We start from the raw sequence: 17,436 nt of genomic DNA on the forward strand, positions 1-17,436 counted from the left end.
GCCTTTCTATCCAGGTAGACGTTACGTGCGCAGTGCCAGCTCCTTGTACAGGGAGTATACAAAACCGACAAGCTGGCTGAACAGATTAAAAAACAGCAGGCAGATGAACACCAGCGCCAGCATGGCCACGATGGTCACCAGCACCGTACCCAGCATCTTGCCGATGGTGTACTGGTGGATGGTCATCACGCCCGCGAGCAGCAGGCCGAAGAACCACAGGTACGCGACGGTCAGCGCCGCGTTCATATATACCTGCTCCGAATAAGCCGCCAGATTGGACAAAATGGCCACCGGCAGGGGGATAATCACCAGCGGCAGGCAGGCGTATCCGGTCATCATCACGATGTCCTTGAATGTCCCCTCCCCCTGCATCAGGGTGGTCACCGACCAGTTGGACACGCAGAACAGGAGAAACACCAGCAGGATTTTGTTCACCTCGAACACCACGTCCATCGGCGCGAATTTATCGGGGTTGAACAGGAACGCCGTAAACTGCTTGGATAGGATATCGGTCACCACCACCAGGGCGAGAATGACCAGGGACACCCGGATATCGCCTTTCTTTTCCCTTTTCATATCCCAGAAGCCGTCAAAGGGGTGCGCCAGGATGTGGAAAGCGAATTTTACTTTTTCCTTCACGCCTTCTCCCCCCTGTTCGTTCCCTTCTTTTTCCGCCGCCAGAAGCGCCAGCCCCACCAGCCCGCGGCCAGCGCCACAACAGTGATAACCGCCGGGCCCAGCCATTTTGCCGCCGTTTCCCTGCGGAATTCGGAAAACGCCTTGTTATAGCCGGTGGTGTTGGTAATTTTGTCTCCCCGGAAATTGCCCAGTTCGAAATAGTCCATGGCCTGCTTGTACTGGCCCCGGCGCAGGTAAACCTTTCCTATCTGGGTGTAGGCCAGCTCGAAATTGGAATTCTGCTTAATGACCTCGTTCCAAATGTCCACGCTTTCGTCGTACCGGCCGGTATTGTAGGCCTCGTCGGCCTCAGAAATCATCTGGGCGTAGGCCGTCCGGCGAAATACGGTGATGCGGGGATTCCCCTGATCCGCCACCAGCACGTCGGTGCCGTTTACCTCGATGGCCGAGGGGGTGGCGAAGGTACCCAGCTGGGTGCCGATGCCACCGAACACATAAAACAGAAAGCCCTCGTTGTTGTAGACGAAAATCCGGCCCCGGTTGGCATCCAGCGCGTAGATGAGCCCGCTCGCGTCGCTGGCGATGTCCACAAAGAGGGAGCCCGTCGTTTTCTCGTCCGTCCCGGCGGGGAGTACGTCCCCGATAACGTCGGTGTACCCGTTGCGGATGAGCACGTCCTTTCCGGACAGGTTCAGCCGCTTGATGGGGTCGCTGTTGTCCGCCTTGGAAACGGTGTAAATCAGCCCCTCCCCATCCTGGGACAGGTTGGTGTATTCCACCGGCAGGAACTGCTCCAGCTGCGCCCGCTGTTCCTTACTCATGATTTTCTTCCACAGCTTGGTCACCGGGTCGTAGGTCACCTTGTTGCCGCCCACAAAGGAGATGAAGCGCCCGTCGCTGTCGATCTGCATGATGCCCTGGTATTCGTTCTGTACCAGCACATACATGTTCCCGGATGCGTCCACCACGATGCGGGTGGGCAGGAACATGTAGTCCTCCTGGTTCTCGCCCAGCGGCCGGATGCCTTCGTACTTGCGCACCAGCTTGTAGCTCTGATCCAGCACCAGAATCCGCTTTTGCTTGGTGTCGCACAGATAGATGCTGCCGTCGTCCGTTACGAAAATCCCTTCCGGTCCGCCGAGGAATTCGAAGTTGCCCTCCTCATCCTCCAGGGTGTCGATGCTGGCCTTGAGCCTATACTCCTTGTCCAGCACCAGCAGCCGGTTGGCAGAGCTGTCGGTGATATAGAGGTTGCCTTCCTTGTCGAAGCACATGCAGGTGGGAGTCACCAGCGGGACACCGATGGTGGCCTTGTCGATGGTGAAGGCCGGATAATAGGGCGTCGGGCAGAATTGTGCCACCGCCTCACCCGTCTGGGTGGAATAGGTATAGCTGTCGTAGGGCACGAACGCCAGGCAGGAAAAGCTCCCGACGCCGCCCAGCAGCAGGGACAGGAAAACCGCAAGCAATTTCTTCATACGCCATGTTCCTTTACAGTAATCGGACGGGTTATTCCTTCATGCCGGAGGTGGACATGGTCTCGATAATCCGGCTCTGCGTGAAGATGAACAGCAGCAGCGGCACCATCAGGATGATGACACTGACCGCCGCCCCCGCCCCCGCGCGGATAATGCCGCCTCCCACGATTTGGTTGAGAGCATAGGGCAGGCTTTTAAGCTCCTCCCGGTAAATATAGGTGGTGTTGGCGTTGTTCCACAGCCCCTGGAAGGAGAAGATGGCCAGCGTCAGCCAAGCAGGCTTGACATTGGGCATCACGATTTTCCAGAAAACCGTAAAGGTACTCGCCCCGTCGATATGGGCGGACTCAATCAGCGCATCGGGAATCTGGGACATAAACTGCTTCATGATATACAGCCCCAGACTGGTTCCCAGCGCCGGCAGGATGATCGCCAGATAATTGTCCAGCATCCCCAGGGTGGAGATGGTCTGGTAATTGATGATGTCCGACACCGTGGGGGCGAACATCAGGGAGGTGACAATGATGGTGAAAATCACGTTGCCGCCCTTCAGGTTCATCTTGGCCAGCGGGTAGGCGCACATGGAGGCCACCACGATATGCCCCACCGTGCCCGTCACTGAAACAAAAACGCTGTTGAATATGTACCGGATAAAGGGCACCCAGGTGGAAGACATCAGCGAGGACAGCTGCCGGAAGTTGTCGAAGGTGGGGTTCATCACGAAAAACCGAGGCGGGTAGATGAACAGCTCGTTGAGCGGCTTGACCGATTGGAGAAAAATGAGCAGGATGGGCAGGGCGCTGTACACGGCAAAGCCCGCCAGGAAGAGGAACATCAGCACATTGCCCGCCCGACTCCGGTTGAGCAGCTTCGCCCGGCGGGGGTTTTTAGGGAATTTCATAGGGGACTGTCATCCTTTCCCGTCCAGCGCGGGGAGGGTATCCCCGCTCAAAATTCCTGTGGAATTTTATGCCCCTATTCAAGTGGGGGCCTTGACTTTTTTTATTTGCCGATCCGGCCGATGAATTTCTGCGCCAGCTTGTTGGCGAAGAGCGAGAACAGGAACAGCACGGTGGCAATGGCCGAGGCGTACCCCCGTTCATACCGGATGGTGCTGTAATCCTGCAGGTGATGCATGATGGTATGGGTGGCATAGTTGACCGAGGGGAACCCGGTCATGACGGTGGCCACGTTGGCGGTGGTGAAGGTGGCGGTGATGGCCAACACGGCGCTGAGCATCAGGTGCGGCGCCATCATGGGCAGGGTGATGTACCACAGCTCCTGAAACCGGTTTTTGATGCCGTCCAGGCTCCCCGCCTCGTAATACTGGCGATCTACGGTGTTGAAACCGGCCCGCAGGGTGAGGAAGGAGGTGCCCAAGCTGACCCACAGCTGTACGATGATGACCACCATCATCATATACTTGGGATCCCGGGTCCACTGGATGGGATCGCTTATCAGCCCCATTTTCAGCAGGATGCTGTTGAGATACCCGTAAATGTCCCCGTCAAAGACGATGAGCCAGATGGTAAACACCGCATTGGACAGGGTGGGCGCGTAAAACACCACCGTCAGGATGGTGCGCCAGGGGTTCCGGAACTCGTTGACCATCCACGCGAGGAACAGACTCAGCAGATAGCTCAGCGGCCCCACGATGATGGACAGCAGGAAGGTGTTTTGCATGGCGGTCAAAAAGACCGAATCGTTGAAAAACAGCTTGACGTAGTTCTCAAAGCCCAAAAAACGCGGGGCCTCAAAGACGTTATAGGTCGTGAAGCTCAGCCCCATGGACATGACCACCGGCCATACCGTGAAGGTGAAAAACACCAGCAGGAAGGGGAGCATCAGCAAGTATCCCTGGTAATTCTTTTTCAAATAGGTGAGATGAGGTTTCGCCACCGCTTGCCATCCCCTTTCCTCAGTCCAGCCCGAACTTCTTGCGCATGGACTGCACTTCGTCGTTGATCATTTTGTTGTAATCCATGATGGTCTCCCGGGGCACCAGCCCGTTGTTGATGACAATCATGGCGCTGCTGACAATATACCGGCTGGTCATATAGCCGCCCGGCGCCTCCGGCATGGCCTGGGTGTGCTGGCATTGGCTGAGGATGGCCTGCAGCTCGGCATTGGACCAGGGCAGCATCCGCAGCGCCTCCAGATTGGCGGTGGGATACCGGCCGGAGGGGCCCTGGATGCTCTCGATTTCCGTGCCGAAATCCACCTGGGCCTCGGTGTCGGTCCACCACTTGAGGAATTCCCAGGCCGCCTGCTTGTGCGCGCTGTTGCTGAAGATGACGCAGCCGGTGGAGGTACCGGACACGGTGGCGTCCACGCTGCCGTCCTCCTTCACGGTGCCGGGCACCTGGGCGAAGCTCCACTGCCCCTTGATTTCCGGGGCCGCGGCCTGCAGATTGGCGTAGAAGGTATACGGCATGAAAACGATGGGTGTCTCGCCGGTGCGGAAATAGGTCAGATGGTTCAGCTTCTTGCTGACCTTGTACTTGGTGTAAAAATCGGTGAACTGCTTGAAGGCCTTCAGCGCCGGATCGCTGTCCAGCACGCTCTTGGTCAGCTCTTCGTCGTAGACCGTGCCGCCCTGCTGATACAGCAGCGTGGTGAACATGTCGATGTTGTTTTCCTCGATGTTCGGCAGCCCGATGCCCATATGCTTGTTCTGCAGCTTGGGCAGCAGCTCATACACATCGTCCCAGGTCTTGGGTACCTCGATGCCCATTTCCCCTAAAATGTCCTGCCGGTAGAACATCATGTAAAAGGTGTATTTGTCCGGCAGAGCGTAATACTTGCCCTGGTATTGAAACTCGGTGAGGGCCTGGGGATGGAAGCGGCTGATGACCTCCTGGAAGCCGGGAAAGTCGTTCAGCTCCTGCACCGCGCCACGGTAGGCGTAGTTCATGGGCAGCGAGCGATCCAGCGTAATGGCGATATCCGGTCCCCGGCCGGCCGCCACGGCGGGCAGCAGCACGCCGAGATCCACCAGCCGGATATTGACGCCGATTTTCTTCTGCGGGGTGAAGCCGTTGTTGATGATGGCCTTGATGGCCTGCGCCTGATCCCGCCCGGTGCCGAGCCAGAGGGTGATGGCCTCGGTATTGCCGCCCTCGGTGCCCTCGCTGATGGCGTTATAATCCACGAAGAAGGAGATGAAGAAAGATTTTAGATCATACCAGAGCTTGCCGAAGAATCCGGCCTCCGCCCGGCCGGTGTCCCCGTCCGCCGGAATCAAATCGATGGTATCGATGAGCAGGGGCTGATCGGTGGAGGACAGCAGCCAGGAGGACAGGTTGCTGATGTTGATGCGGAAAGCGTCCAGCCGGGCGGGCAGGGTTTCGATGTCCTTGATGAAGCTGCGCAGCTGCACCTGGATCTTCTCCATGTCGCCGTAGCCGTCGCCCTTGGTGCCCACCATGTCCAGATAATCCTGCTTGATGGTCTCCAAATCCTTGTCCATGGCGGCAATTTGCTCCGCCGCCTGGGGCAGCGCCAGCCCGATGTTGTAATCCCGATCGGCGTCTGGATAGGACCCGGTCAGCATGAACACATCCTTGTACAGGCCGTTGAGCCGGCCCACCACCTGGTTAAGGCGTTCCAGAATATCGCCGATGGGCCCCACGTTGTTTTCCAGCCGCAGGGTATGATCTCCCGCTGTCAGTTCAAACTGAAACACCGTGTCCCCATCCCCGAGAACATAATTCTGAAAGCCCAGGGCATAGGGGAATTCCAGCCGATTGGCCTCATAGAATGGCACCTCGCCGTCGATGGTCAGGCGGCGGCTGCTGATCTGCCCGGGATTGTAGTCCTGTTTGCCCCGGATCACGATGCTGTACAGCCCATCCTCCGGCACATGGAATGCCCATTCGATGTACTGCCTGGGGGAGCGCCAGTTGATCCCCCCCATCATGTTCATCCGAATCTGGCTGCCGGATACCGGAGAATTCAGAGGGCTGGAATTGTCGCTGGTGGCATAGAGGGTTTTGTCGGACGTAAAGGCGGCGTCTTCCCCCTCGATATGAATGGTTTCGGCCGCCTTGCCGGCGGTGTATCCCTTGCTGACCTGCGCATAGGACGCCTCGTCCTTTTTCTGATAAAAGCGGATGCTGTCCAGGGCCATGGGCTCCCGCACCGCCTCCAGGCGCAGCGTATTCTTCCCTTCCTTCAGGTAGACAGCCAGCGGCTCCGACACATTGAACAACGAGCCGGACAGCGTGACGGTTTCGAACCGGGGCGCCTCGATCTGCACCGGGCGCAGCTCGTTGCCCATCTCGTCCCGCTGCCGTTCCTTCTCAGCGGCGGTGTATACCCGGTTGAGAGAAACGGCATACAGGTCGTCATAGGGAACCTCTCCGTTGACAAGGATGTTCCTCTCGATGGCATTGCCCTTGCCCTCCAGTGGGCAATACCGCAGGGCGATATGATAAAGTCCGGCCTGCCGGACGTCAAATTCCCATTCAACAAACCCTTCGCTTCCCGTGGCCAGGACGTCCTTGACGCCCTCCAGCTCGGGCAGCACCTTCAGGGCCTTATCATTCGTATCGGTGTAATCGCTGCCCCTCACCACGATTTCTTCGTCAGGCCGGGCCGCGTCCTTGTAGGTCTGCTTATATTCGTAGTAGGTGGAGGGATCGGCGCTGCCCGCCGGCTCCGCAGCCACTGTGGAGCCGAACAGCAGCAGAGCCGCCATAGCCGCGCAGCCGAACCGTATCGCTGGTTTTTTCATCATCGATCCATGTCCTTTCCGCATAATACAACGGATATGAAAAAGGAGCGCCGGCCGCCGCGCAGCTCCGCAGCGGATCGCGTACCCGGCGGAATTCCCGCCGGGTACGCATGGATGGCTGCCGCGCAGGCCCATTATTTTACAATGGTGCCGTTGTACTTTTTCGTTAGTTCGGTCTGCATTTTGGACTTAACGCTGTCCACGGCGCTCTTGACCGATTTGCCGTTCAGAATAGCGGGCCAAAGCTCGTTCTGCAGGGTTTCGCTCAGGTTGTAGTTGTTGGCCAGGGTGTAGACCGGATGCTTGGCCTGGTATTCCAGCACCTTCTTGGCGTTGGCGTCCAGGCTGGATTTCAGGGCCTGATACAGCTCTTCCGTCTTACCGTACATATCCACCCGCACCTTGCGGCTGGTATCCCAATAGGCGGCCACATCTTGAATCGCCGCCACCACTTCTTTGGGATTGGAAATATCCCGCGGCACCACAAACATATCGGGCATAGAGCCGCTCGCGGTGACATAGCTCTTGGCCGCCGGCCCCTTGGGCATGTAAACCCAGCCGATGTCCGCCGCCGGAATGCCCATGCTCTCCATCACCGCGCCGTAGCGGGCGTGATACGGATACATGGCCACCTTGCCGGTAAACAGGGCATTGAAAGGCTTGTCGGTGATGGCGCCCAGCTCTTTGCCGTCCGGCACCGTATTGTCGATCATGTGCAGGTCGGCAATAAATTGAATGGCGTCCAGAGCGTTCTTGGAATCCAGGGAAATTTTGGGCGTGCCGTTGACGCCGGAGGAGATCAGGGAGCCGTTGTTGGAATATACGAATTCCAGCCACGGATCGCTGGAGGTGAAGCCCCAGTAATCGGGCTTGCCGTCGCCGTTGGTGTCCTGGGTCAGCTTTTTGCAGACGGCGCGGAAGGTCTGCCAGTTCCAGGTGTCCTTCTCCACATAGGTCCACAGGTCGGGCACGTTGAATTTGCGCAGCAGCGCCCGGTTGTACCAGATGCCGTTGCCCACCTCGTTGGGCGAATAGGGGATGCCGTACCGTTTGCCCTTGAATACGCCCAAGTCCTTCACGGAGCTTTCCTGCCAGGTGGGATCGCCCGCGAAATCGTAATAGGAGCTGACGTCCAGTATGGTTCCGGAATTGGCCGCGTTGGGAAAGATTTCGTATCCCCGCAGGTTCACCACGTCGTAATTGGATTTGCCTGCCGCGTGACCGTTGATCAAATCCTGATACAAGGACACGTATTCCTTTTTGATGAACTTGAAGGTGCAATGGTATTTTTCCTGGGTCAGCTTAATGCTCTCGTTATAGATATTGGTTTTGCTCATGTCCGGCACGCTTTCGCTGCCGATAACGATGACCCGGCCCTTCAAATCATAAACCGGCTCCTTGAAGCTGCTGCCCCCGCCGCCTTTTGTGGTGGTGGCGGTATGCCCCTGGTTGTTGCCGCCGGGCTTGCTGGCGTTGCCGCCGGGATTGGTGCTGTCTCCGTTCCCGCTCGCCGTGTCGCTGGGTGTGGAGGCGTCCTGCCCCGTCGGATCGGTGGCATCGCTGCTGTCGGATTCTACGGGCGCGCCCGACTCCGCGTCGGACGCCCCCTGGGAAACAGGGCTCGTGCTGCCGCCGGGTTCGTTGATTTTCCCGCCGCAGCCGGCGGCCGCAGTGAGGAACAGCGCGAGCACGGCCGCCAATATGGTCGCTTTTCTGCCGTATGCTTTCATAGCAATTCTCCTATCTTCCGTGATTCAGGCCTTCTTGCGGGAGAAAACGAAGCAGCCCGCCGCCCCCAGCAGCAGCAACGCCGCCGCCGCGGTTTTTCCGGCCTCTCCGGTACCGGGACTCGGGGTGTTGCCGTCGGAGCTCTCGCCGCCGTCGCTGACGGTATTGTCGCCGCCGTCCTTCTCAGGGACAAAGGCGCCGGTCTCCACCGCCGTCAACTCCGGACCCAGCTCGCCGATGGTGAAATCCATAGTCAAGCCGTCGGCGTCGTGGGCGATACGGACATTGGTGTCAGTGAAATGGGTGGTGGCGCCGGTGAGCACCTCCACAGTCACATAGCTGTAGTCAGTGCCGTCCGCGCCGACAATTGCCAGCTCAAGCAGGCCCGTCTGCAGGCCGTCGAACCGGTACTGTCCCTTGCTGTTGGTCTTGTAAACGGTCTCTCCGTTCAAGGTCACGGTGGCACCGGCCAGCGGCTTGCCGTCTGGGCCGGTAATGGTGCCGCTGAGATCAAAATGGGTTACCACATCGTCGTATTCGTCGTCCTTGCCGGGCGCCACGCCATCCTCATAATCGGGAGCCTTGTCGCCGTCGTAGGTCACCAGGCCAAAGTCGTCGAAATACGCTTTAGAGCCGCTGGCGACTCCCTTCACCAGGGAGAACATGGCGATCCGGCTGATATTGGACAGCTCGTCGGACAGGGTGCAGTTGGTGAAATTCTCGTTGGTCAGTGGGATGCGGACGTACCCTTTGAAGCCGGCGGGGATACGCACGGTGGGCACCTTGGTCTGGGTGCCGGCCAGCACGTGATCCGAATTGCCGACCACCGGCAGGTCGCTCCATTTTTCGGTGGCCAAATCGTACAGCTTCAAACCGGTGGCATCGCCGCTGAGCATTTTGTTGCCGTTATTGAGTTGGATGTAGAACAGCTGCATCGAATCCGTCCCCGCCGGGCAGGCGTTCTCCACATAGAACTGGAGGTATTTCGCACGGCTCCAGTTGCTGGTTTTCACGTTGGAGGTGTTGATGGCAAAATTCCGGAACCCGCCGGCGGTACCATCCACAAACTTGACCATCAGGGACTTCTCGCCGTTGTTCTTAGCCTCGCCGCTGACCTCCACATTGCCGGGGTCGTTCTGGGCAAGACCAGCCTTGTCGCCATCCTCAAAACCCGTAAGGGGTTTGTAGGTCTCTCCCGTGTTCAGCTTGACATCGTCCGTCTTGATATAGTCGTCCACCGAGACAAGCTCGGTATCCTTACCAGCCACCAGGCCGAAATCATCCAGATACAGCACCGAGTTCTTGAGGCAGCCGGGCATCTGGAGGAACAGCTCCATCTTGGTAACGGCCGTCCGATCCGCCTCGCCGAAATTCTCAAAATTGTCTGCGTTCAACGGGATGCGCAGGAAGCCTTTGGTTTTGCCGGGAATCACCACGCCGAAATACGCAGGGTTCCCGCCGTCAACGATGGGCAGCTGGCTCCAGGCGTTTTCCGACATGTCGGCGAAATATACCGTCGCCTCTCTTTTCAGCTTGTAGGGGGTATCGCCAACCTTGAACTTGATGTCCTCGACAATCGCATTGGTGTCCGCCGTATTATCGATATAAATCTGTACGGCCTTGGCCTCCGACCAGTCGGTGTTGGCCTGCGCCTCGGGCAAAAAATTGGGGAAGGCGATGGCGTTGGCGCCCCCATTGTTAAAGGTCAGCTTGTAGCTCTTGGAGCCGTTCTTAGCGCCCTCGCCGGAGAAAGCTCCCACAGCCGCGTTCTCCGAGCAGCCGAAGGTCACGCCCTGCTCCTTTTCAAAGCTGTTGAGCTCCTTGTAGGTCTGCTCATCCTGCAGGGCCACGTTCTTGCCCGGATTCTCCACAAAGGGGAAGTCGGTGGGTTCCCCCTCGTCGGAAGGGAACACATTGTCCGCCCCGGCCACCAGGGCCAGATTCTTAAAGGTAGCCGTGGATCCGGCCGTCGCATGCGGGGTGTTGGCGTAGATTTCCAGAGTGCTGGTATCCAGATTCAGCACATAGTTGTCGTTGTCCACATTGCCGCCGGTCAGGATGCTCAGCGGGATCCGCAGAATGCCCTTCGAGCCTGCGGGCACGGACAAACCGGGGGCTTCGTAAAGCTGCGCTTTCTCCACTGTAAGACTCGACCATTTTTTTGTACCGTAATCGTAAAAGGCCGAACCCGAATCGCCAAGAGTCAGCACACGATCATACCCGGTACCCGGCGCCGTAATCTTGATATAGAACAAATCCAGCGGCGCATCGGAGGTGTTTTCCACCTCGAACTGGATGTACTTGGCCGTGCTGCGCTCCTGCGCGCCCTTATCCCCGGCAAACTGTACGGTAAAGCTCTTGTGGGTGTTGGCCACGCTGAAATCCCCCGAGAACTCCAGGGTCTGGGCGCCGAAGCCCTGAATCAGCCGGGCGGTCTGCCCTTCCAGCAAAGCCGCTTCGAAGTCCGGATCCGCCGTGTAGTCCGGGAGGGCGGGCTCCTTCTCATCCTCCGCTATCAAACCAAGATCATCGATGAAAACGGTAAAATTTTCGGCTGACACAGGCGGAGCCTGTACATACAGAATGAAACGGCTGACATTGGTCATGCCCGAGGCCTGGTATCCCGCGTATGTATCGCTGTTCAGCGGAATCCTCAGCATTCCTTCCGCGCCGCCAGGCAGCTCGACGCATGTGTTCGTGGCATCCGGCGATGCAGACTGCGTCACCGTGATTTCCGACCACGCTTTATCCTTCAAATCGTAGAATTTGACTTTCGCTCCCAATTTCATAGAAACTTTGGTTCCATCCGCAGAAGCCAAACGATAATCCATGCTGTTCAGCTGCACCGGCGTGGCATTCGGATTGCGGACATACATTTGCAGGTAGGCCGCTTGGGACCAATCCTTTCCCACATCCGGATTATCAAACTGCATGCAGAATATTTTGATAATATTTCTGTTCTCTCCGGAAGAACCTTTGGTGTGGACGACTTTTGCCAGCTTGGAGCCGTTGTTCGGTGACAACGTGCTGTAAAGGAGTTCACCATCGGATTTCCTGTCAATATCCGCCTGACGAATTCCCGTCCCTTCAAAGCCCGTGAGCTCCTTATAGTACTGGCCCTCTTCCAAAAGGATATTTTTCTGCGTCGGATTTGCCGTATAGCCCTCCGGCGTTCCCTCGGCCGCTGCGGGAGTAAAGGTCATGACGGCCACGGAGCCTAGCAGCAGGCTCAGGGACGCCAACAGGGAAATTTGTCTTTTCGCCATGTCTTCTCATACACCTTTCTCTTGATAATCGGTAAACCGCCATACGATGCCTTTCCGTACAAATGCCGTCGAGTCCCTCCTTTGCCGCCCAATTGACTTGTCAACTTTCCAAAGCCGAGAGCAATCAGCGGAAACCGCTATACTGGTTTTGCAAATAATACCTAGATCCCATATACCTTAACATCATCTTCCATAAATTACGTCAAGGCATTTGCCTGTTTCTAGTATAGCTTCTTTTTTTCGCGTTTTCAATAGCCTTATCAAATTTATTATGTGGAAAATTTGAGGTTCATATGATTTATCATATTTATTTTATCGTTTTAGTTATTTTGACTAACATATGACGTTTTTAAAGATTCCATTTCACTATGTTGTCAAATTTCCGCTTTGCTTACCAAATAAACTTCGCCCATATGCAAATTTTTTTAAAAGTAATTGACAATTCACAGAAAAAGGATTATGATAATACTAAGGAATTCGATAAGTCAATTTCGTTAAAGTGAGGGGTTGTCATGGAGACCATTCCCAAATATCGCGAGATCATGGATTACATACAGGAACAAATTCAAAATCATGTTTACCAGCAGAATGCCAAGCTTCCCACGGAACAGGAGCTGTCTGAACAGTTTGACGTCAGCCGCCCCACGGTTGTAAAGGCGCTCGATAGACTGCGTGATATGGGGATCGTCTACCGGGTGCAGGGCAGCGGCACCTTTGTCAACGAAGGCTATACAGCCGCCACCCAACAGGGCTCCAACATCATTTCCGTCGTCCTCCCCTTTGCCCAATACCGGGATACGGCGCGTCTAGACGAAATGAACATCTTAAAAGGAATTGAAAAGCGGCTGAGCCAGCACGGCTTTTTCACCATGATCCACTACTGCAAGGATAACGGCGAGGATTTTATCGAAACCATCAAGGCCGTAAAATCTTCCTTAAGCGCGGGGATCATTGCGTATGTGGCTAAGGACGTCATGGACTGCGGCGAGGGCGAAATTTACGAGCTGTTCATGGGCGATTACCCCTTTGTCCTGGTGGATCAGCCCATTATTGGTATCAACTTGCCCTGCGTGCGTACAGATAACGTCAAGGGCGCCGTCATGGCGACGAAGCATCTGGTGGACTGCGGCTATGACACGATTTACTTCCTGTCGGATGTCAACCTCAACTACAACGAATCGATCCGGGAACGGTATATCGGGTATTGTCAGGTCGTGCAGAACTATAAAGGCCTAGTGAATTTTAATCACATTCTTATTACCTATCCCGAACAGGATGTCGCCCATATCACCGATATTATCCAACAGCTTCTGGATAAGCATAAAGGTCAGCGCATTGGCCTGTTCTGCACCGGTGACTATTTCGCCAGCCGTATTTACAAAATATTGCTTTCGCTAGGCTGCCGCACTCCGTCCCAGGTGGGCATCGTCGGGTTCGACGGCTTGGGTATTCAGCTTCCGGACAATAAGCAACTGACCACGATAGCCCAGAACTTTTACGGGATTGGCAAACTGGCCTCCGAAACCATGCTCCGCCGCCTCAGCGATCCCACCATGCCGCCGGATACCATTAAAGCGGAGGCGCGGCTCATCGAAGGCGAAACAACAGCTGGCCGGGAATAGACACACCATAAAACGGCGCGGAGGCTCAAAAGCCTCCGCGCCATATTATAAATAAGGAGTAATAGATATGCGAATGGAAGATGTGCTGGGTAACGATTACCGCCGGGAGCTCATAGAGGCAAGCGAGGCGGCCGACGGCCGGTTTTGCGCCGGAAAAAATGGCGTGGAGGCGATTTACACTCCGGCGGATCAAAAGGTGGACTTTATTGTGTACGCAAATCATGTCGACTGCCACGTCCGCTCCTCCCTCGGCTACCCTGCGGTGTACCCGTTGCGGCGGCCTTGCTGCCATCTTCCCGCCCGGGCGGTGTTAATGGACTTGGACGGCACCTCCGTGCATTCCGAGAGTTTCTGGATTTGGATTATTCAGCAGAGTGTCGCCCTCCTCCTCGACAATCCCCGTTTTTCCCTGGAAGATGCCGATCTGCCCTTTGTTTCCGGTCACTCGGTATCGGAGCATTTGCAGTACTGCCTAGATAAATATTGTCCGGATAAGACCGTGGAAGAGGCGCGCCAGGCGTATTTCAGTATCACCCGCCGGGAAATGGACGAAATTATGCACGGCCGTGGCCGGGAAGGCGCCTTCACCCCCGCCCCTCATCTAAAGGAGTTTCTTACCACTCTCAAACAAGCGGACGTTAAAATCGGTCTGGTTACCAGTGGTCTGACCGAAAAAGCTCTGCCGGAGATTGTCTCCGCTTTCCGTACCCTGGGGATGGGGGATCCGCTGAACTTCTACGACGCCATCATCTCCGCCGGCACAGCCCTGGGTCCCGGACAGGTTGGAACCCTTGGGGAGCTGGAGCCAAAACCCCATCCATGGCTCTACGCGGAAACCGCCCGCGTCGGCCTGGGGCTGGGCTGGGACAGCCAAAGTGTCTTTGCCATGGAAGATTCCTCCGCAGGCGTGGTGTCGGCCCGGTTGGCCGGCTTCCCCTGTATCGGCATGGAGGGCGGCAATATCCGCCAAAGTGGCGTGACCTGCCTGTGTCATACCATGTGCGGTGATTTGCTGGAGGCGCTACCCGTCATCCTGGGATAACCCAAACAAAAAACCGCGCGACGTGTCGTTTAGCATGCACGGTCTAAGCTGTAACCGATCGCGCTCAAAAAGTGCAAAATTCAACTCCAGCAAAAGCCAGAAAATCAACAGCTTAATAATGCGGCATACGGAAATATAGGCCTTCCTGCGCCTCTGCTCCCTTAAGGCTGCCGATAAATGGGTACATCCCATACTACCGCCGACTACCTATTCCGGCGCCGCTTCCCGTCAATTTCTTCAGCCTGTGTTTCCATCCTCAGAAGAAAATAGGCTTCCAGAGCTGCAAAAGAGCCCGCTGCACATCCACAGCGGGCTCTTTTGTGTATTTCCCCGGATCAGCATCTTCTACGCAATGTTCCGCTCACGGTTCTTCTACTGTCGTGTTTGGGATGGAAACAGGTGTACTCGCGAAACTCTACCAGTCATGACCACCCGTAAAACGGGTGGCATGAAGGAGTCCTAGAAGGGCATAGGAAGGCCAGCGCCTAAAAGACGCTGGCTTTCACTATGTTCAAGCCGTAGTGGACTGACTACCGGCTACCCTTGAAAGGGTCGTCGTATTCTTTGGTAGTCAATTTGTCTTCGAGCATATCCTGCTTTTCCTGCTCTCGGATATATTTCTTGATGGTTGCCTCATTCAGTCCAACGGTACTCACGTAATACCCGGTTGCCCAGAAGTGCCTGTTGCCGAACTTGTACTTCAGATTCCCGTGTTTTTCAAAGATCATCATTGCCGATTTCCCTTTCAAGTACCCCATAAAGCTGGAGACGCAATATTTCGGCGGTATCGACAACAGCAGATGCACATGGTCGGGCATCATATGCCCCTCCAATATCTCCACACCCTTCCATTTGCACAAATCCCGAATATACTGCTGTATATCCACTCGTAATTGGTTGTAGATGATCTTTCTTCGATACTTCGGACTGAACACGATGTGGTACTTGCATACCCATTTTGAATGTGCTAAACTTTGTGCCATAGAGCAACACCTTTCCTTCTTTTTTGACGGCTTGAACATCGTCATTATACCAGGAAAGGTGTTGCTCTTGCTTAAGCCCACAATCCCACCCGCCTAGCGGGCGGCTTTTTGTAGGGGCCACCGCTTCGCGCTGTCCCCTACATGCTTAAGCATAGTAAAAAGCCCGCCGAATCACTTCGACGGGCTTTTAGTGTTGGCATCTGTCTATTTTCCCAGGCCGCTTCCAGCCAAGTATTTTCGACGCTATGTGGGCTTAACTGCCGTGTTCGGGATGGGAACGGGTGTACCCCCACCGCCATCGACACCAACTAAAGTATTCTTCTGGAGACCAGTCCAATGACTCCAGCGTCTCGCTGCGCGAGCCGCAGCAGCCTATAGGTTTTTTACAACCATGCTTTCAACTCGCAGACGATATTATATCACTCCGATTCTCAAATTGCAAGTCTTTTTTGTGATTTTATTATTTTTGCTGAATCGGAAGACCGAATGTGAGCTTATCAACGTCAGCTTCTCCGCACATCATTTTTATGCAGCGTGTCAGTATCTCGGCAAGGAGATGGAGCAGCAGTTTCTCTCTCCGCTTTATCCGCCGAAGATCAACATCCGTCCCTTTGCCGACTGCACCCTGGACACGGATCACAGCTTTTTGAATTTCTACGTCGGCAATAACGCCGAGCTGTATATCCGTCTGCGTATGCTGCTGGTAGAAACACTGGTCACCTGCATCCGGTACGCGCAGTTCAAGCAGGGAACGCACTATAACGAATGGCTGCACCGTATCCTAGAGCAGATGACCGCCCAGGAAAACCTGGAGGCGGGCGTGCCAGCGCTGCTGCGTCTGTCCGGCTTCAGCCACGGCCATCTGTGCCGAATCATGAAGCAGCAGGTAGGTGCCCCAATCAATACATTACCAAGCTACGCATGGTTTACGCCGCCAACCTGCTGCGCAATTCCGACAACGACATCCTAACCATCTCCCTAAAATCCGGCTACACCAGCATGAGCCATTTTGTCGCCACCTTCAAAAAATACTACGGCCTGTCCCCCTCCCGCTTTCGGCAGCAGCACTCCAACATGGCGGACTGGAAATAACCAAGGCCCCTGCCGCAGTCATGGCGGCAGGGGCCTTGGTTTCAATTTCTATTGGTTTTCCGGGGCCATCCGGACGTCCAGGCCAGCCTCTTCCAAGGCCGATTTTTGTTCCGGACGGAGCTTCGCGTCTGTTATCAAAACATCCACGCTTTCCAGCCCTTCCACCACGGCAAAGCTGTCCTTTCCGATTTTTTCGCTGTCACACAGCAAAATCACCTGCTGCCCCATGCGCAGCAAATGCCGTTTGACCTCCGCGTGACCGATATCCGGCGTGGTCATACCGCTGTGGACGGTCAGGCCATTGGTGGCCATAAAACAGCGATCCACCCGCAGTTCCGCCATCCCCTGCATCGCCAGCGGGCCGATGGTGCAGTGGAAGCCACGGCGCACACAGCCGCCGATGAGGATAATCGTCGCGTCGGACTGCTCTTCCAGAAGCGCGGCGATTTTCAAGTCGTTGGTTACCACCGTCAGGCCGGTGCGCGCCAGCAGGCATCGCGCCAGTTCCAGGGTGGTGGTGCCGGTATCGATGGCGATGGTCTCGCCGTTTTCCACCATTGCCGCCGCACAAGCGGCGATGGCCTGCTTTTCCGCCATACGGCGTACGGTCTTCTGCGCCGTCGTCAGCTCCAGTCCGGTCCGGCTCAGCGGGATCGCTCCGCCGTGAGTGCGGCGGAGCAACCCCCGGGCCTCCAGATCGTTTAAGTCGTTGCGGATGGTGGCGGGGGACACGGAAAACTGCCGGCACAGCTGGGGCACCAGCACTTTCTGCTCGGCTTCCAACAATGCGAGAATCTCCTTTTGTCTCTCCTGCGCAAACAGCGGTTCCTTTTCCATGCGGATCCCCTTCC

The 17,436-nt window shown here is 56.0% G+C and carries 13 protein-coding genes and 1 rRNA gene; 4 read left to right on the forward strand and 10 right to left on the reverse strand.

Annotated elements, in window-relative coordinates; genetic code table 11:
• Window positions 1-21 precede the first annotated feature (21 nt).
• The 7 genes from ACSAMM_RS11675 to ACSAMM_RS11705 form a co-directional block, all read right to left on the reverse strand.
• Window positions 22-639, reverse strand: a complete 618-nt coding sequence (locus ACSAMM_RS11675) for a Yip1 family protein (protein ID WP_457791548.1) — start codon at window positions 637-639, stop codon at window positions 22-24.
• The gene (locus ACSAMM_RS11680) at window positions 636-2,117 is read right to left on the reverse strand and encodes a hypothetical protein (RefSeq protein ID WP_457791550.1); all 1,482 of its coding nucleotides are present in this window, start codon (window positions 2,115-2,117) and stop codon (window positions 636-638) included. The genes ACSAMM_RS11675 and ACSAMM_RS11680 overlap by 4 nt, the downstream gene beginning before the upstream one ends.
• A 31-nt stretch (window positions 2,118-2,148) precedes the next feature.
• Window positions 2,149-3,018 carry an ABC transporter permease subunit gene (locus tag ACSAMM_RS11685; RefSeq protein WP_178720443.1) on the reverse strand — a complete coding sequence of 290 codons (870 nt, stop codon included), beginning with the start codon at window positions 3,016-3,018 and terminating at the stop codon, window positions 2,149-2,151.
• A 101-nt stretch (window positions 3,019-3,119) separates the two neighbouring features.
• Window positions 3,120-4,016: a carbohydrate ABC transporter permease gene (locus tag ACSAMM_RS11690; protein WP_457791551.1), complete on the reverse strand. Its 897-nt coding sequence runs from the start codon at window positions 4,014-4,016 to the stop codon at window positions 3,120-3,122.
• A 19-nt stretch (window positions 4,017-4,035) separates the two neighbouring features.
• Complete coding sequence (locus tag ACSAMM_RS11695) at window positions 4,036-6,855, reverse strand: extracellular solute-binding protein (RefSeq protein ID WP_178720445.1); 2,820 nt, start codon at window positions 6,853-6,855, stop codon at window positions 4,036-4,038.
• 131 nt (window positions 6,856-6,986) lie between these two features.
• A complete protein-coding gene (locus ACSAMM_RS11700) occupies window positions 6,987-8,582 on the reverse strand; it encodes an extracellular solute-binding protein (RefSeq protein ID WP_178720455.1) in 1,596 nt (531 codons plus the stop codon).
• Window positions 8,583-8,606: 24 nt separating this feature from the next.
• Window positions 8,607-11,846, reverse strand: a complete 3,240-nt coding sequence (locus ACSAMM_RS11705; protein ID WP_457791553.1) for a carboxypeptidase-like regulatory domain-containing protein — start codon at window positions 11,844-11,846, stop codon at window positions 8,607-8,609.
• A 512-nt stretch (window positions 11,847-12,358) separates the two neighbouring features.
• Here ACSAMM_RS11705 and ACSAMM_RS11710 point away from each other — a divergent pair.
• A complete protein-coding gene (locus tag ACSAMM_RS11710) occupies window positions 12,359-13,468 on the forward strand; it encodes a GntR family transcriptional regulator (RefSeq protein WP_457791555.1) in 1,110 nt (369 codons plus the stop codon).
• A gap of 67 nt (window positions 13,469-13,535) precedes the next feature.
• Entirely contained in the window at window positions 13,536-14,510 is a 975-nt protein-coding gene (locus tag ACSAMM_RS11715) for an HAD family hydrolase (protein WP_457791556.1), read from the forward strand.
• Between the two features lie 530 nt (window positions 14,511-15,040).
• On the opposite strand, the gene tnpA is transcribed toward ACSAMM_RS11715, so the two are convergent.
• Both tnpA and rrf read right to left on the reverse strand, forming a co-directional pair.
• Window positions 15,041-15,493 (reverse strand): IS200/IS605 family transposase, encoded by a 453-nt coding sequence (tnpA, locus tag ACSAMM_RS11720; protein ID WP_457790176.1) that lies wholly within the window; start codon window positions 15,491-15,493, stop codon window positions 15,041-15,043.
• A 191-nt stretch (window positions 15,494-15,684) separates the two neighbouring features.
• Window positions 15,685-15,802: ribosomal RNA gene (gene rrf / locus ACSAMM_RS11725) — 5S ribosomal RNA — on the reverse strand.
• A 142-nt stretch (window positions 15,803-15,944) separates the two neighbouring features.
• On the opposite strand from rrf, the gene ACSAMM_RS11730 reads away from it, so the two are divergent.
• Entirely contained in the window at window positions 15,945-16,463 is a 519-nt protein-coding gene (locus tag ACSAMM_RS11730) for a hypothetical protein (RefSeq protein WP_457791558.1), read from the forward strand.
• The gene (locus ACSAMM_RS11735; RefSeq protein ID WP_457791559.1) at window positions 16,415-16,585 is read left to right on the forward strand and encodes a helix-turn-helix domain-containing protein; all 171 of its coding nucleotides are present in this window, start codon (window positions 16,415-16,417) and stop codon (window positions 16,583-16,585) included. Before ACSAMM_RS11730 ends, ACSAMM_RS11735 begins: the two co-directional genes overlap by 49 nt.
• A gap of 48 nt (window positions 16,586-16,633) precedes the next feature.
• Here the strand turns inward: ACSAMM_RS11735 and ACSAMM_RS11740 are convergent, their stop codons facing one another.
• A complete protein-coding gene (locus tag ACSAMM_RS11740) occupies window positions 16,634-17,422 on the reverse strand; it encodes a DeoR family transcriptional regulator (protein WP_178720738.1) in 789 nt (262 codons plus the stop codon).
• Window positions 17,423-17,436 lie beyond the last annotated feature (14 nt).

This window comes from Anaeromassilibacillus sp. SJQ-5 (assembly GCF_054108045.1).

Coding starts and splice junctions, on each gene's coding strand:
- tnpA (WP_457790176.1), bottom strand. CDS start 15,493: ATGGCACAAAGTTTAGCACATTCAAAATGGGTATGCAAGTACCACATC.
- ACSAMM_RS11695 (WP_178720445.1), bottom strand. CDS start 6,855: ATGATGAAAAAACCAGCGATACGGTTCGGCTGCGCGGCTATGGCGGCT.
- ACSAMM_RS11735 (WP_457791559.1), top strand. CDS start 16,415: ATGGTTTACGCCGCCAACCTGCTGCGCAATTCCGACAACGACATCCTA.
- ACSAMM_RS11715 (WP_457791556.1), top strand. CDS start 13,536: ATGCGAATGGAAGATGTGCTGGGTAACGATTACCGCCGGGAGCTCATA.
- ACSAMM_RS11705 (WP_457791553.1), bottom strand. CDS start 11,846: ATGGCGAAAAGACAAATTTCCCTGTTGGCGTCCCTGAGCCTGCTGCTA.
- ACSAMM_RS11710 (WP_457791555.1), top strand. CDS start 12,359: ATGGAGACCATTCCCAAATATCGCGAGATCATGGATTACATACAGGAA.
- ACSAMM_RS11700 (WP_178720455.1), bottom strand. CDS start 8,582: ATGAAAGCATACGGCAGAAAAGCGACCATATTGGCGGCCGTGCTCGCG.
- ACSAMM_RS11685 (WP_178720443.1), bottom strand. CDS start 3,018: ATGAAATTCCCTAAAAACCCCCGCCGGGCGAAGCTGCTCAACCGGAGT.
- ACSAMM_RS11680 (WP_457791550.1), bottom strand. CDS start 2,117: ATGAAGAAATTGCTTGCGGTTTTCCTGTCCCTGCTGCTGGGCGGCGTC.
- ACSAMM_RS11740 (WP_178720738.1), bottom strand. CDS start 17,422: ATGGAAAAGGAACCGCTGTTTGCGCAGGAGAGACAAAAGGAGATTCTC.